Origin of the sequence: Pseudomonas sp. KCJK8993 (genome assembly GCF_046230915.1) — a bacterium.
GTDB classification, from domain to species: Bacteria; Pseudomonadota; Gammaproteobacteria; order Pseudomonadales; family Pseudomonadaceae; genus Aquipseudomonas; species Aquipseudomonas piscis.
On the sequence record NZ_JBJJLO010000027.1, the window covers coordinates 20,843 to 35,457 of the forward strand.

Below are 14,615 nucleotides of genomic sequence, written 5' to 3' on the forward strand. Positions count from 1 at the left end.
AGAAGGGATTAGTGGTTGACCGTATAGGCCAGCATCGCCGACAGCTGGCACAGCGGACGGCCGCTTTCCTGTTGCCACTGATTGAACACCGCTTGTACCAGGGCCTGGTCGCGTTTGCTGCTGGGCACCTTGTCGACGATACCCTGGGCATTGAGTGCTGCCACCACGTCCTGGGAAGGAATGAAGGTGTCCTTGCCCACCATGCGCAGGAAGCGTGGCGCCGACAGGCCGCCCAGCTGGTTGCCGTGCTTGGCCAGGTATTGCCAGAGGCCGGTGATGTCCTGGACCGGCCAGTCGGCGATGAAGCTGCCGAAGCTGCCATGTTGCTGCTCCACGTCGAGGATCATCTGGGCATTGCGCGGGACGCTCTTGAGCTTGCCCAGGTGACGAATGATCCGCGTGTCCTGCATCAGCCGCTCCAGGTGTTCGGCGCCCATCAGCACTACCTTGTGGGGATCGAAGCCGAAGAACACTTGTTCGAAGGCCGGCCACTTGGCGTCCACCAGGCTGTGCTTCAGGCCGGCGCGAAAGACCCGCAAGGCCAGCAGCGACAGGTAGCGATCGGCACCCAGTGTGCGCAGGTAGTCATCGCTGGCCGGAGTCGGCAGCCGCGCCTCCAGGGCTGCGGCGGAGCCGAAGCGATTGAGACAGTATTCATTCAGCCATTTGTAATCGTGCATGCCTGCTCCGGTTGGATCGGGAGTGTCGGTCAGAAGGTCCGTTGTGCAAGGTGGGGGCGGCTGGCATGGATGCAAGTCCTGGCATCTTGCGATGGGGGCTTGCATCTTGCCTCAGGCCGGGGTGGCGCCCTCGCCGGCCAGCCGGCGGTTGAGCTGGAAGCGCCAACGCACGTAGAGCAGCGAGGAAGTGAATACCGCGAGGCTGGCGAGCATTTCCAGCAGGCCGAACAAGTGGCGGTTCGGGTCATAGGCTGCCAGCGCGCCCTTGATGAAGTACAGGTTGACCACGAAACACATCCAGGAGTGCCCGCGGGCGCTGCCACTGAGCATGCCGGGGGCCATCAGCAACAGGGGCACCAGCTCGATCAGCAGGATCACCCAGGGACGGGCGCCGTGCAGGTCGGCCACCAGCAGGTAATAGATGCACAGCAGGGCCACCAAGGCGAAAAAACACACCAGGCTCAGGACCCGGGCCACCCGCACCCGTGGTTTTAGCCAGTGGATTTCGGGCAGGATCTTAGGCTTCTTGGCCACGGCCGTTCTCCAGTCGCTGGGCGGTCTTGGCCAGGCGCAGGCCCAAGGCCCGGCACAGGGCGATCTCGTGCTGGTCCAGCGGGCTCTTGCCATCCGCGCCGGCATGGTGGCTGGCGCCGTAGGGGGTGCCGCCGCCCTGGGTCTCCAGCAGCGCCGATTCGCTGTAGGGCAAGCCGGTGATCAACATGCCGTGGTGCAGCAAGGGCAGCATCATCGACAGCAGGGTGGCTTCCTGGCCGCCATGCAGGCTGGCTGTGGAGGTGAACACGCCGGCGGGCTTGCCCACCAGGGCGCCGGTCAGCCACAGGTTGCTGGTACCGTCGAGGAAATACTTGAGCGGCGCCGCCATGTTGCCGAAACGGGTCGGGCTGCCCATGGCCAGGCCGGCGCAGTTCTTCAGGTCGTCGAGGCTGGCATACAGCGCACCGCTGTCGGGGATGGCCGGGGCCACGGCTTCGCATTCGGTGGAAATGGCCGGGACGGTGCGCAGGCGGGCTTCCAGGCCGGCTTGCTCGACGCCTCGGGCAATCTGCCGGGCCATCTCGCTGGTGGAGCCATTGCGGCTGTAGTACAGCACCAGGATGTACGGCGTGCTCAAGGCAGGATCTCCAGCACGTTTTCCGGTGGTCGGCCGATGATGGCCTTGTCGCCGGCCTCCAGGACCGGGCGTTCCATCAGCTTGGGGTGCTGGGCGATGGCGGCGATCAGTTGCTCCTCGCCGAGGCTGGTGTCCGCCAGCCCGAGCGCCTTGTATTCGTCTTCGCCGGTGCGCAGCAACTGGCGGGCGCCGATGCCGAGCTTGCCCAAGAGGCTGCGCAGTTGGGCGGCGTCCAGCGGGGTTTCCAGGTAGCGGACCACGGTCGGGGCCAGGCCGCGTTGTTCCAGCAGCTCCAGTGCGGCACGGGATTTCGAGCAGCGCGGGTTGTGATAAAGCGTCAGGTCGGTCATGTGCGGGTCGCATCTTGCGTAAGGTGGCGGCTATTCTACCCGCGCGACGGGCTCTGCTGAACCTCGAGAGTCGTTCGGTCGCAGCGGCCATGGGTGGCCGTGGATCATCCAAGACACTTTCAAAGACGGGAAAACAGGCATGGCAAGGCAATTGGCAGCGGCATTGGCGATCATCACGACCCTGTTGCTGGGTGGTTGTGGCAATGACTACGGGGTCGACCAGTATGGCCGCAAAGTCGCCGCCGAACGTCTCGACAAGCAGTGGCTGGTGCTCAACTACTGGGCCGAATGGTGTGGCCCGTGCCGGACCGAGGTGCCTGAGCTGAACGCCTTGGACGAGCAACTCAAGGGGCAATCGGTGACGGTATTGGGGGTCAACTTCGACAACGTGCAGGGCGAGGAGCTCAAGAGCGCCAGCGAGAAGCTGGGGATCAAGTTCACCGTACTGGCCCAGGATCCGTCGCCGATCTTCGACCTGCCACGCTCCGAGGCGCTGCCGGTGACCTACATCATCGACGACCAGGGCAAGGTGCGGGAGCAATTGCTGGGTGAACAGACCGCGGCAGGCGTATTGGCGAAACTGCAGGCCCTGCGCGGTCATTGATGACGGGCACCGTGGCCACCCAGTGGCCACGGCGCAGGACAGTCAGCCTTCTTCCAGCCACCAGCGCAGCGGCTTGCCTTCGGCGGGCCAGAAGCGTACTTGCTCGATGGGCGAGATATCCCAGCGTTCGACGGTCTCCAGGGCCTGGAGGAAGCGCCGCTCCTGTTCCATCAGGGCCGGGGCGCAGAGCTTGCGGGTGCTGCCCACCTTGCCGAAGCTGAGTTTCTGGCCATCCAGGGTGTAGGGGGCGAACCAGTGGTTGCAGCCACCATTGCCATAGGCGCGGCCATCCTCGCCCAGGGTGATGGTCAGGTGGCTGTAGTCGATGAGCGGACGCTCACCGATCCACTCCAGGATATAGCTGCGGTCTTGCTCAAGCTTCAGCGGCTCGGCGGCGCAGCCCAGCAGGCCGGCGCCCAGTGCCAGGAGCAGCGCCAGGCGTTTCATTGCGCCGCCTGCCGGCATTCAGGGCACAGGTGGCGCTCGCCTTCGCTGCTCCAGCCGAGTTCGGCGATCCGTGCGCTGGCGGCAGGCTGGCGGGCTTTTTCGCCGAGCTTGGCATCCACTGCGAATTCGAAGTCCAGCTGGGTGGCGCAGCTGTCGCAGTTGACCTGCCATTGGTGGATGGCCAGTTCGCCGAAGACCGGGCCGCTGGCGACCGCGACCCATTGGCCGACCGGGTTGATCAAGTGGCGAACGGTGTCCACCGTCAAGCGCATGGACAAGTCCTTGCTGCCCTTGAGGGTGACCAGCAGCACGTCGTTGGCGCGGATCGAGCCACCATTGCCGGTGACTTGATAGCGGCCAGGCACCAGTGCGCGGCATTCGATCAGGGTGTGTTGCGGGCTCATCAGGGTGTAGCGGAAATCGTGTTCGACCATGGGTCCTCCAAATCTGCCGCGTATGCTAGCACGGGCCCCGGCGCCACAGGGCGCGGGCTGGCGACCTTCGATCAGCCCGCGCCGCGGCGCTCAGTCATGGACCAGGTTCTGTGGCTGGCCGGCGAACCAGCTGGCGATGTTGTGCAAGGTGGTGTCGGCGATCGCCGCCAGGGCCTCGCGGGTCAGGAAGGCCTGGTGGGCGGTCACTATCACGTTGGGGAAGGTCAGCAGCCGCGCCAGCACGTCATCCTGCAGGGGCAGGTCGGAGCGGTCCTCGAAGAACAGCTGGGCTTCTTCTTCATAGACGTCCAGCCCCAGGTAGCCCAGTTGGCCATTCTTCAGGGCGTCGATCAGCGCCGGGGTATCCACCAGGCCACCGCGGCCGGTGTTGATCAGCATCGCCCCGGGTTGCATCCGGGCCAGGCTCTGCTGGTTGATCAGGTAGCGGCTGTCGTCGGTCAGGGGGCAGTGCAGGCTGATGATCTGCGACTGCTCCAGCAGTTCCGCCAGGCTCAGGTAGCGGGCCCCCAGGGCCTGCACGGCCGGATTCGGATAAGGGTCATGGGCCAGCAGCTGGCAGCCGAAGCCGGCCATGATGCGGGCGAAGGTGGCGCCGATCTGCCCGGTGCCGACGATGCCCACGGTCTTGCCCACCAGGTCGAAGCCGGTCAGGCCGTGCAGGCTGAAGTCACCTTCGCGGGTACGGTTGTAGGCCCGGTGCAAGCGGCGGTTGAGCGCCAGGATCAGGGCCACGGCATGTTCGGCCACGGCGTGGGGCGAATAGGCCGGGACCCGGACCACGTCCAGGCCCAGGCGCTTGGCCGCCGCCAGGTCGACGTGGTTGTAGCCGGCCGAGCGCAGGGCGATCAGGCGGGTGCCACCGGCCGCCAGGCGCTCGAGCACCGGTGCGCCCAGATCGTCGTTGATGAAGGCACAGACCACTTCATGGCTCTCGGCCAGGGCCGCGGTGTCCAGGCTCAGGCGGGCGGCCTGGAACTGCAGCTCCAGGCCTTGGGGCAGGCGGGCACCGAGGAAACTCTCGCGATCGTAGTTCTGGCTGCTGAAAAGAATCGTCCGCATGGTTGCATCCTTGTTCGGGGAGGGCGCCCAGCATGGGGCCTGGGCACCGGACTGGGATTGCCCTGGGTCAGGCCTTGACCCGTGCTTCGCTGGCCAGGCGATCGATGGCGTGGTCCAGTTCGTCCAAGGCGGCGAAGGCCTTGGCATCCTCCTGCTTGAGCAGGGTCTCGCTGCGCTGGCAAGCCGCTCGCAGTTGTGGCACCCCGCAGTAGCGGGTGGCACCGTGCAGGCGGTGGACCCGTTCGATCAGGGCACTGTGGTCGTTGGCGGCCCGGGCGGCATTGATCGCCTCGCGGTCGGCTTCCAGCGAGGCCAGCAACATGGCCAGCATGTCGGCGGCCAGGTCGGCTTTGCCGGCGGCCAGGCGCAGGCCTTCGTCCTGATCCAGCACTTGCAGTTCCAGGCCCAGCTCAGGGCGTTCGCCGCTGCGGTCCGAGCCCTGGTTGCGCAGGGCCAGCCCGGTCCACTTGAGTACCACCTGGGCCAGTTGCCGCTCGCTGATGGGCTTGGTCAAGTAGTCGTCCATGCCGCTTTGCAGCAGGGCGCGTTTTTCATTGGCCATGGCGTGGGCGGTCAGGGCCACGATCGGCAATGGCGGCCCCTGGCGCTCGCTTTCCCACTGGCGGATCGCCTCGGTGCTCTGCCGGCCGTCCATGCCGGGCATCTGCACGTCCATCATCACCAGGTCGAAGGGCTCGTGCTGGATAGCGTTGAGGGCGGCATAACCGTTGTCCACCGCCTGCACCTTGGCGCCCATGTCCTGCAACAAGGTCTGGATCAACAGCAGGTTGGCCGGGTTGTCATCGACGCACAAAACCCGTGGCGCACGGCTGGAAAGCGCTTCCTCGGGTTCGCTGCGGGCCCTGCGTGGGGTGACCAGGTCGGACAGCGCCCGGCGCAGTTTGCGGGTGCAGGCCGGTTTGGCCTGCAACTGGCTGTGGGGGTTGGGCACCGAAAGCTGGAACAGCGTCTGTTCGGTGGTCGGGCATAGCACCAGGACCTTGCAGCCCAGGTGTTCGAGATCCCAGATGTGCTGGCTCAGGCGTTCCGGCGACATGTCGTTGCTGGTTACACCCAGTACCGCCAGGTCGATGGCCTGGTCGCTCTGGTGGACGCCGGTGATGCCGTTGGTCAGGGCTTCCAGGGTGTTGAACGGAGTCACTTCCAGGCCACAGTCTTCCAACTGGTGTTGCAGGGCCTGGCGCGCCAACTCGTGGTTTTCCAGCACCGCTACGCGCCGGCCCAGCAAAGGTGGCGCGGGCAGGTCCTCGGCGTCGTCGCGGGTCTTGGGCAGGCTCAGGCTGATCCAGAACTCCGAGCCTTCGCCGGGGGTGCTGTCGACTCCGATCTCGCCGCCCATCTGTTCGATCAGGCGCTTGGAAATCACCAGTCCAAGGCCAGTACCGCCGGGTTGGCGCGACAATGAGTTGTCGGCCTGGCTGAAGGCCTGGAACAGGGCGCGCACATCCTGGTTCGACAGGCCGATGCCGGTGTCCTGGATGCTGATGCGCAGTTGCACGCTGTCTTCGTGTTCTTCTTCGAGCATGGCCCGGGCGACGATGGTGCCCTCGCGGGTGAACTTGATGGCGTTGCTCACCAGGTTGGTGAGGATCTGCTTGAGTCGCAGCGGGTCGCCGACCAGCGACAACGGTGTATCGCGGTACACCAGGCTCACCAGTTCCAGCTGCTTGGCGTGGGCCGCCGGGGCGAGGATGGTCAGGGTGTCCTGCAACAGGTCGCGCAGGTTGAACGGGATGCTGTCGAGCACCAGCTTGCCGGCTTCGATTTTCGAGAAGTCGAGGATCTCGTTGATGATCCCCAGCAGGCTGTCGGCGGATTTCTCGATGGTGCCCAGGTAGTCCAGCTGGCGCGGGGTCAGCTCGCTTTTTTGCAGCAAGTGGGTGAAGCCGAGGATGCCGTTGAGTGGTGTGCGGATCTCGTGACTCATGTTGGCCAGGAACTCGGACTTGATCCGGCTGGCCTCCAGGGCCTCCTTGCGCGCCAGGTCCAGCTCGATGTTCTGGATCTCGATGGTCTCCAGATTCTGGCGTACGTCCTCGGTGGCCTGGTCGATGCTGTGCTGCAGTTCTTCCTGGGCATTCTGCAGGGTGCTGGCCATGCGATTGATGCCCGAGGCCAGGTCGTCCAGCTCCTGGCTGCCCAGGGGCGGCAGGCGGGTTTCCAGGTTGCCGTCCTTGAGCTGGGTCACCGCCTGCTTGATCTGGCTCAGCGGGTTGTTGATGGTCCGCCCCATGCGCACCGCCAGCAGGGCGGTCACGGCCAGGCCGGAGGCGATCAGCAGCAAGCTGGCGAACAGGCTGCGGTAGCCGCGCAGCAACATGCCGCTATGGGACAGCTCGAGTTCCACCCAGCCCAGCAACCGGTCGGATTCATCGGGGATCAGGTCGCCCGCGAGGTTGCGGTGGCGACCGAAGACCGGCAACTGGTAGCGGGTCGCGTCGTTGCCGCTGCGTTGCACCATCCGGGTGTTGTCGCCAGCGGGTGCCGGGTTGAGCATGGTGGGGCCGGCATGGGCCAGGGGCGTGCGGTCCGGAGCGAGCAACGACACTGCACGCACGTCCTGTTGTTCCAGGGCCTGGGTGGCGATGCGCTCGAGCATCTGGGTGTTGCGGTTGCCCATCGCCGGGGCCACCAGGGAGGCCAGTTGTTCGGCGATCATTTCACCGCGTTGCAGGAGTTGGGCCTGCAACTCCGATAGCTGCATCCAGGTGAAGTAACCACCCAGCACCAGGGCCATCAGGCTGGTGGGCAGCAAGGTCAGCAACAGTACGCGGCCTTTGATTCCCAGTTTCTTGAGCACGCAACTCTCCTGCTTCCACGCGATTTCGATAGGTGAACGGGCACGTCCGTGATGCGCCACCTGCGCAGTGTAACGATTTGCCGGGGGCCAATCTTGGCAAATTGTCTCGCCGGCGCCGATGGAAGGCCACAATGCACGGGGCCGGTGGTCGGTGTGGGCGGGGGGCGACCGAGGCATCGGTTGCCGTGCCTCGGGCAATCTTGAATAATCGGTCAACTGAGAATCACTTGCACAAGCCAATGACTCCCGTACCTGTTGACTCCCCCCGTATCCTGGCCATCGAGGACGACCCGGTGCTCGGTGCTTATGTCCATGAGCAACTGCAGCGCTGCGGTTTTGCCGTGACCTGGTGCCGCAATGGCCAGGAAGGGCTGGGCATCGCCCGCCAGCAGCCATTCGACGTGCTGCTGATGGATATCCTGCTGCCTGGAATGGACGGTCTGACGCTGCTCACGCACCTGCGCCAGAGCCATTCCACTCCAGTGCTGCTGATGTCGGCCCTGGGCGCGGAAGCCGATCGCATCAGCGGTTTCCGCCTGGGCGCCGACGACTACCTGCCCAAGCCATTCAGCATCGCCGAGTTGCGGGTACGGATCGAGGCGATCCTGCGCCGGGTGGCCCTGGACCGGCGCCCGATGCCGCCGGTGCCCGTCAGCCAGCAGCAGAGCCTGCGGTTCGACGACGAGCTGTGCGACGTGTACTTCGCCGAACAGTGGGCCGGGCTGACCCGCAGCGAATACCGCTTGCTGGAGACCCTGCATCGCAATGCCGACGAAGTGCTGAGCAAGGCCTTCCTCTACCAGCATGTGCTGCAGCGCGGCTATGCCGCCCACGATCGCAGCCTGGACATGCATGTCAGCCAGATCCGCCGCAAGCTCAAGGCGCTGGGCTACAGCGAACGCCAACTGCGCACCGTATGGGGCAAGGGCTATGTGTTGAGCGCCGATGAGCTGGCCTGAGCTGCCCGGGCGACACTCGGTGTTCTGGAAACTGGCGTGCCTGCTGGTGGCCTTCTGTTTGCTGATGATCTGGCTGAGCTGGTCCTGGGGCCGTTATGTCGAACAGAAGAACCTCTACCTGTCCGATGAAGCGCGGACCACTCTTCACGCTTATGCGCGAGAGGCCGAAGAGGCCTGGAAGAGCGGCCAGCAGACGGGCGTCGATGCCTGGGTCCAGCAGATGGCCAGTCGCGAGAAGAGCTGGGTCGGGGTTATCGGCAGCGACCTGCAGTCCCTCGGCAGCTACCCCTTGAAGCCCATGGAGGCCCAGCGCCTGACCTTCCTGCGGGGGCCGGACTGGCCGGTGAGCCGGCATGCCCGGAGCTTGCCCTGGTTGAAGATTCCCTTCCCCGAAGAGCCTTCTGCCGGCAGCCTGGTGATGGAGTTGCCGCAGCGCTTCATGCCCGGCCGCTATCGGTTGTTCTGGCAGGTCATGACCAATGGCGTGATCCCCGGGCTCTTCACCTTGTTGCTGTGCGTGGGGCTGTACCGCTTGCTGGTGGTGCCGCTCAACCAGTTGCGTGAGCAGGCCAATGCCTGGCGGGCGGAGCAATTGAATGCCCGGCTGTCCGCCCAGACCACCTTGCGCAGGGATGAATTGGGAGAACTGGGGCGGGCTTTCGACCAGATGTCCGAGCGCCTGCAAAGCACCGTGGCCACCCAGCAGCAGTTGCTGCGGGACTTGTCCCATGAATTGCGCACGCCCTTGAGCCGCCTGCGGGTAGCCAGCGAAAGCGAGCAGAGCCTTGTCGCGCTGCGCGAGCGCCTGGGGCGCGAAGTCGATGGCATGCAGCGCCTGGTGGAAGACAGCCTGCAACTGGCCTGGCTGGATACCGAACGGGCGCCCCTGGCCGAGGAGCAGATCCAGGTCCAGGCGCTGTGGGAGATGCTCAGCGAAAACGCCTGTTTCGAAAGCGGCTGGTCTAGTGGACAGTTGCGTTGCGAACTGGTGGCCGATTGTTGGGTGCGAGGGCATCTCAACACCTTGGCCCAGGCCCTGGAAAATATCCTGCGCAACGCGATACGGCATTCTCCACCTGGTGCCCGGGTAACCCTGGACGGTCGGCGTGAGGGCCAATGCTGGCATTTGTGGCTCGATGACCAGGGGCCGGGAGTCGCCGAACAGGACCTGGAGCGGATCTTCGCGCCCTTTACCCGCCTGGATGGCTCGCGTCCCGGAGACGGCGGGTTCGGCCTGGGCCTGAGCATCGCGCGCAATGCCGTGGGGCGCCAGGGTGGACAGATCTGGGCGCAGAACACCGAGCAGGGGCTGCGCATCCATTTGCGCTTGCGGGCGGCGCAAGCGCCGGCCACTGCGTGAGGGCCGCCAGTCGGCTTTATATCGATAAGCGATAAGCCCCTCACTTTGCGTGATATGGCGCCAGGAGGTTTGCCGGTATGATAGGCGCCCCCGCAGTCTGGATTGCGAATACGCCATGACCTTGCAATACCCAACCATCGCCGATTGCGTCGGCAACACCCCGCTGATTCGTTTGCAGCGCCTGCCCGGCACCACCAGCAATACCCTGTTGCTCAAGCTCGAGGGCAATAACCCGGCGGGTTCGGTCAAGGACCGCCCGGCACTGTCGATGATCACCCGTGCCGAATTGCGCGGGCAGATCCAGGCCGGCGATACCCTGATCGAGGCGACCTCGGGCAATACCGGGATCGCCCTGGCCATGGCCGCGGCGATCAAGGGCTACAAGATGATCCTGATCATGCCCGACAACTCCAGCGCCGAACGCAAGGCCGCGATGACCGCCTATGGCGCCGAGCTGATCCTGGTGAGCCAGGAACAGGGCATGGAAGGTGCCCGGGACCTGGCCGAGCGGATGCAGGCCGAAGGTCGCGGCAAGGTGCTCGACCAGTTCGCCAATGGCGACAATCCAGAGGCCCACTACACCGGCACCGGCCCGGAAATCTGGCGCCAGACCCAGGGCAGCATCACGCACTTCATCAGCTCGATGGGCACCACCGGCACCATCATGGGGACCTCGCGCTACCTGAAGGAGCAGAACCCCGGCGTGCAGATCGTCGGCCTGCAACCCATGGAAGGCTCGGCCATCCCGGGCATTCGCCGCTGGCCCGAGGAGTACCTGCCGAAGATCTACCAGGCCAGCCGGGTCGACCGGATCGTCGACATGGCCCAGAGCGAAGCCGAGGACGTGACCCGGCGCCTGGCCCGGGAGGAAGGCGTCTTCTGCGGCGTGTCGTCCGGTGGCGCGGTGGCGGCGATGCTGCGTTTGTCTCGTGAAGTGGAAAACGCGGTCATGGTCGCGATCATCTGCGACCGTGGCGATCGCTACCTGTCGACCGGCATCTTCGATGCTCCCAACTGATGGCTAAGCACGAGAGAGGCCTGCGCTTCCAGCCGGCGGGCGGCAGCCGGGCGCCACAGATTCCAGAGGGCAAGAAACAGCGCCTGAGCATCCAGCGCCTGGCCAACGACGGTCGCGGTATCGCCTTCGTCGAGGGCCGGACCTGGTTCGTCAACGGCGCCCTGGCTGGCGAGGACGTCGAGGCCCGGGTCCTGGGTGCCCATGGCAAGGTGGTCGAAGCCCGCGCCGAGCGGATCTTCAGCGCCAGCGAACTGCGGCGGCCTGCGCCCTGTGCCCACGCCGGGCGCTGCGGTGGCTGCAGCGTCCAGCACCTGCCCCACGAACAACAGCTGGCCCTCAAGCAACGCATGCTCGCCGAGCAACTGTCCAAGGTGGCCGGCCTCGAACCCGAGGCCTGGGCCGAGCCCTTGAGCGGCCCCGAGTTCGGCTATCGACGCCGGGCCAGGGTGGCGGTGCGCTGGGACAACAAGACTCGGCGGCTTGAAGTAGGTTTTCGCGCGGCCGGCAGCCAGGACATCGTCGCCATCGACGACTGCCCGGTGCTGGTGCCTGAATTGCAGCCGATCATGCAGCGTTTGCCCGCCATGTTGCGGCGCCTGAGCAAGCCCCGGGCGCTGGGGCATGTGGAGCTGTTCAGCGGCTCGGCCCTGGCGGTGCTGTTGCGGCATATGGCGCCGCTCTCGGAAAGCGACCTGGGGATCCTCAAGGACTTCTGCGATTTCCATCAGGCGCAGTTGTGGTTGCAGGGCGAAGGCGAGCCGCAACCTTTCGCTCCATCGCAGGCCCTGGGCTATCGCCTGGCGGCTTGGGACCTGCACCTGGCCTACCGGCCGGGAGACTTCGTCCAGGTCAATGCCGTGGTCAACGAGGCGATGGTGGCCCAGGCCCTGGAGTGGTTGGCGCCGCAGGTTGGCGAGCGGGTCCTGGACCTGTTCTGCGGTCTGGGCAATTTCGCCCTGCCGCTGGCTCGCCGGGTGCGGGAAGTGGTGGCGGTGGAAGGCGTGGCCACCATGGTGGCGCGGGCTGCGGAAAATGCCGCCAGCAACAATTTGCATAACACGCGCTTTTTTCAAGCCGATTTATCCCAGCCCCTGAGTGCTGCCGAGTGGGCCGCCGAGGGCTTTTCTGCGGTACTCTTGGACCCACCCCGCGACGGTGCTTTCGAGGTGGTTCGCAATCTTGCGGCCCTGGGCGCCAAGCGGTTGGTGTATGTGTCATGCAACCCGGCGACTCTGGCCCGTGACACGGTCGAACTGACCAGGCAGGGCTATCGGTTAAAACGTGCCGGGATTCTCGATATGTTTCCTCAGACGGCGCATGTCGAGGCCATGGCGTTATTCGAAGCGAGCTAGGATGGCTTGTCTAATCCGACTGGTCCTCAAGGTCCGGCTCGCGGGCCCTGCGAGCGAGACCTGAGTGTTGTGAAGGTCAGCGATTTGACGCACTGAACGTGCGTCGTAGGGAAGGTAAAGCAAGATGGTACAGGTGAGAGCGCACCAGCCGATCAACACCGACGGCAGTATCAATCTCGAGGCATGGCTCGATCACACGGTCAGTATCGACATGGCATTGGACCGTGAAGCCTTGAAGGAAGCCTGCGAGTTCGCTCGCGAGGCAGAGCAGCAATACATCGCGGCGAAGAATCTCGATCCCGAGGAGGCATCGTGCTTCAGCACGGGGCTGGAGATCGCGGAGATCCTCGCCGACCTCAAGCTGGACCAGGACTCGCTGGTCGCCGCGGTGTTGTACCGCGGCGTTCGTGAAGGGCAGATCCCGTTGACGGCGGTCGGCCCGCGTTTCGGTCCGGTGGTGGCCAAGCTGATCGATGGCGTGCAGCGCATGGCGGCGATCACCGCCAGCCTCAGCCCGCGGCAATCTTTGGTGCTGGGCACCCAGACCCAGGTGGAAAACCTGCGCAAGATGCTGGTGGCCATGGTCGACGACGTGCGCGTGGCCCTGATCAAGCTGGCCGAGCGGACCTGCGCCATTCGTGCGGTCAAGGGCGCCGACGAGGAGAAGCGCAACCGGGTCGCCCGGGAAGTTTTCGATATCTATGCGCCCCTGGCCCATCGCCTGGGGATTGGCCATATCAAGTGGGAGCTGGAGGACCTGTCCTTCCGTTACCTGGAGCCCGAGCAGTACAAGCAGATCGCCAAGCTGTTGCATGAACGGCGCCTGGATCGCGAGCGCTTCATCTCCGATGTGATGAACCAGTTGCAGAGCGAGTTGCAGGCCACTGGCGTCAACGCCGATATCAGCGGCCGGGCCAAGCACATCTATTCCATCTGGCGCAAAATGCAGCGCAAGGGCCTGGAGTTCAGCCAGATCTACGACGTGCGTGCCGTGCGGGTGCTGGTGCCGGAAATGCGCGACTGCTACACCGCGCTGGGTATCGTGCACACCCTGTGGCGACACATTCCCAAGGAATTCGACGACTACATCGCCAACCCCAAGGAAAACGGTTATCGCTCGCTGCATACGGCAGTGATCGGTCCCGAGGGCAAGGTGCTGGAAGTGCAGATCCGCACCCATGCGATGCATGAGGAAGCGGAGCTCGGAGTCTGCGCCCACTGGCGCTACAAGGGCACCGACGTCAAGTCCGGTTCCAACCATTACGAAGAGAAGATTTCCTGGTTGCGCCAGGTGCTGGAATGGCACGAGGAACTGGGCGATATCGGTGGCCTGGCCGAGCAACTGCGGGTGGATATCGAGCCGGACCGGGTCTACATCTTCACTCCCGACGGCCACGCCATCGACCTGCCCAAGGGCGCCACGCCACTGGACTTCGCCTACCGGGTGCACACCGAGATCGGCCACAACTGCCGTGGCGCGAAGATCAACGGCCGGATCGTGCCGCTTAACTACAGCCTGCAGACCGGCGAGCAGGTGGAGATCATCACCAGCAAGCACGGCACTCCGAGCCGCGACTGGCTGAACCCCAACCTGGGCTACGTCACCACGTCCCGGGCGCGGGCGAAGATCGTCCACTGGTTCAAGCTGCAGGCCCGCGACCAGAACGTCGCTGCCGGCAGGACTCTGCTGGAACGCGAGCTGAGCCGCCTCGGCCTGCCCCAGGTGGACTTCGACAAGCTGGCCGAGAAGGCCAACATGAAGATCGCCGAGGACATGTTCGCCGCCCTGGGTGCGGGCGACCTGCGCCTGGCGCAGTTGGTCAACCTGGCCCAGCAACTGGTGGAGCCCGAACGCGGCAACGAGCAACTGGAGCTGATTCCACGCAAGGCCGCGGGCTACAAGCCGGGCAAGCGTGGCGATATCCAGATCCAGGGCGTGGGCAACCTGATGACCCAGATGGCCGGTTGCTGCCAGCCATTGCCGGGCGACGCCATCGTTGGCTACATCACCCAGGGTCGCGGCGTCAGTATCCATCGCCAGGACTGCGCCTCGGTCCTGCAGTTGGCCGGACGCGAGCCGGAGCGGATCATCCAGGTCAGCTGGGGACCGGTGCCGGTGCTGACGTACCCGGTGGATATCATCATCCGGGCCTACGATCGCTCCGGCTTGCTGCGTGACGTGTCCCAGGTGCTGCTCAACGAGCGGATCAACGTGCTGGCGGTCAACACCCGCTCGAACAAGGAAGACAACACCGCGCTGATGTCCCTGACCATCGAGATCCCCGGCCTGGATGCATTGGGGCGCCTGCTGGGGCGGATCTCGCAGTTGCCGAACATCATCGAGACCCGGCGCAACCGGACTCCATGACAGCCCAGGA

General features: G+C 65.1%; 14 protein-coding genes. 6 read left to right on the plus strand and 8 right to left on the minus strand.

Annotated elements, in window-relative coordinates:
- Positions 1–8: 8 nt before the first annotated feature.
- The 4 genes from ACK6AU_RS11480 to arsC all read right to left on the minus strand — a co-directional run bounded on the left by ACK6AU_RS11480 (position 9) and on the right by arsC (position 2,162).
- On the minus strand, positions 9–680 hold the full coding sequence (locus tag ACK6AU_RS11480; protein WP_185699698.1) for a DNA-3-methyladenine glycosylase I: 672 nt from the start codon (positions 678–680) through the stop codon (positions 9–11).
- A 111-nt stretch (positions 681–791) separates the two neighbouring features.
- On the minus strand, positions 792–1,214 hold the full coding sequence (locus ACK6AU_RS11485) for a DUF2069 domain-containing protein (protein WP_409299383.1): 423 nt from the start codon (positions 1,212–1,214) through the stop codon (positions 792–794).
- Complete coding sequence (gene wrbA / locus ACK6AU_RS11490) at positions 1,198–1,812, minus strand: NAD(P)H:quinone oxidoreductase (RefSeq protein WP_185699700.1); 615 nt, start codon at positions 1,810–1,812, stop codon at positions 1,198–1,200. Before wrbA ends, ACK6AU_RS11485 begins: the two co-directional genes overlap by 17 nt.
- Entirely contained in the window at positions 1,809–2,162 is a 354-nt protein-coding gene (gene arsC / locus ACK6AU_RS11495) for an arsenate reductase (glutaredoxin) (RefSeq protein ID WP_185699701.1), read from the minus strand. The genes wrbA and arsC overlap by 4 nt, the downstream gene beginning before the upstream one ends.
- Before the next feature lie 139 nt (positions 2,163–2,301).
- Here arsC and ACK6AU_RS11500 point away from each other — a divergent pair, with 139 nt between their 5' ends.
- Positions 2,302–2,766: a TlpA disulfide reductase family protein gene (locus ACK6AU_RS11500; RefSeq protein WP_185699702.1), complete on the plus strand. Its 465-nt coding sequence runs from the start codon at positions 2,302–2,304 to the stop codon at positions 2,764–2,766.
- 42 nt (positions 2,767–2,808) lie between these two features.
- Here the strand turns inward: ACK6AU_RS11500 and ACK6AU_RS11505 are convergent, their stop codons facing one another.
- The 4 genes from ACK6AU_RS11505 to ACK6AU_RS11520 form a co-directional block, all read right to left on the minus strand.
- Positions 2,809–3,213 (minus strand): META domain-containing protein, encoded by a 405-nt coding sequence (locus tag ACK6AU_RS11505; RefSeq protein WP_185699703.1) that lies wholly within the window; start codon positions 3,211–3,213, stop codon positions 2,809–2,811.
- Positions 3,210–3,647 (minus strand): hypothetical protein, encoded by a 438-nt coding sequence (locus tag ACK6AU_RS11510; protein ID WP_185699704.1) that lies wholly within the window; start codon positions 3,645–3,647, stop codon positions 3,210–3,212. The genes ACK6AU_RS11505 and ACK6AU_RS11510 overlap by 4 nt, the downstream gene beginning before the upstream one ends.
- A 90-nt stretch (positions 3,648–3,737) precedes the next feature.
- Complete coding sequence (locus ACK6AU_RS11515; protein WP_085596863.1) at positions 3,738–4,727, minus strand: 2-hydroxyacid dehydrogenase; 990 nt, start codon at positions 4,725–4,727, stop codon at positions 3,738–3,740.
- Between the two features lie 67 nt (positions 4,728–4,794).
- Entirely contained in the window at positions 4,795–7,548 is a 2,754-nt protein-coding gene (locus ACK6AU_RS11520; RefSeq protein ID WP_185699705.1) for a response regulator, read from the minus strand.
- A gap of 239 nt (positions 7,549–7,787) precedes the next feature.
- Between ACK6AU_RS11520 and ACK6AU_RS11525 the strand changes: the two genes are divergently transcribed.
- From ACK6AU_RS11525 to relA, 5 genes are all read left to right on the plus strand, one after another.
- Positions 7,788–8,507, plus strand: a complete 720-nt coding sequence (locus ACK6AU_RS11525; protein WP_409299387.1) for a response regulator transcription factor — start codon at positions 7,788–7,790, stop codon at positions 8,505–8,507.
- The gene (locus ACK6AU_RS11530) at positions 8,494–9,867 is read left to right on the plus strand and encodes a histidine kinase sensor domain-containing protein (RefSeq protein ID WP_409299389.1); all 1,374 of its coding nucleotides are present in this window, start codon (positions 8,494–8,496) and stop codon (positions 9,865–9,867) included. The genes ACK6AU_RS11525 and ACK6AU_RS11530 overlap by 14 nt, the downstream gene beginning before the upstream one ends.
- A 115-nt stretch (positions 9,868–9,982) precedes the next feature.
- Positions 9,983–10,885 (plus strand): cysteine synthase CysM, encoded by a 903-nt coding sequence (gene cysM / locus ACK6AU_RS11535; RefSeq protein ID WP_185699708.1) that lies wholly within the window; start codon positions 9,983–9,985, stop codon positions 10,883–10,885.
- Positions 10,885–12,237, plus strand: coding sequence for a 23S rRNA (uracil(1939)-C(5))-methyltransferase RlmD (rlmD, locus tag ACK6AU_RS11540; protein WP_409299392.1), 1,353 nt, complete (start codon positions 10,885–10,887; stop codon positions 12,235–12,237). The genes cysM and rlmD overlap by 1 nt, the downstream gene beginning before the upstream one ends.
- A gap of 124 nt (positions 12,238–12,361) precedes the next feature.
- The gene (relA, locus tag ACK6AU_RS11545) at positions 12,362–14,605 is read left to right on the plus strand and encodes a GTP diphosphokinase (protein WP_022640238.1); all 2,244 of its coding nucleotides are present in this window, start codon (positions 12,362–12,364) and stop codon (positions 14,603–14,605) included.
- Positions 14,606–14,615 lie beyond the last annotated feature (10 nt).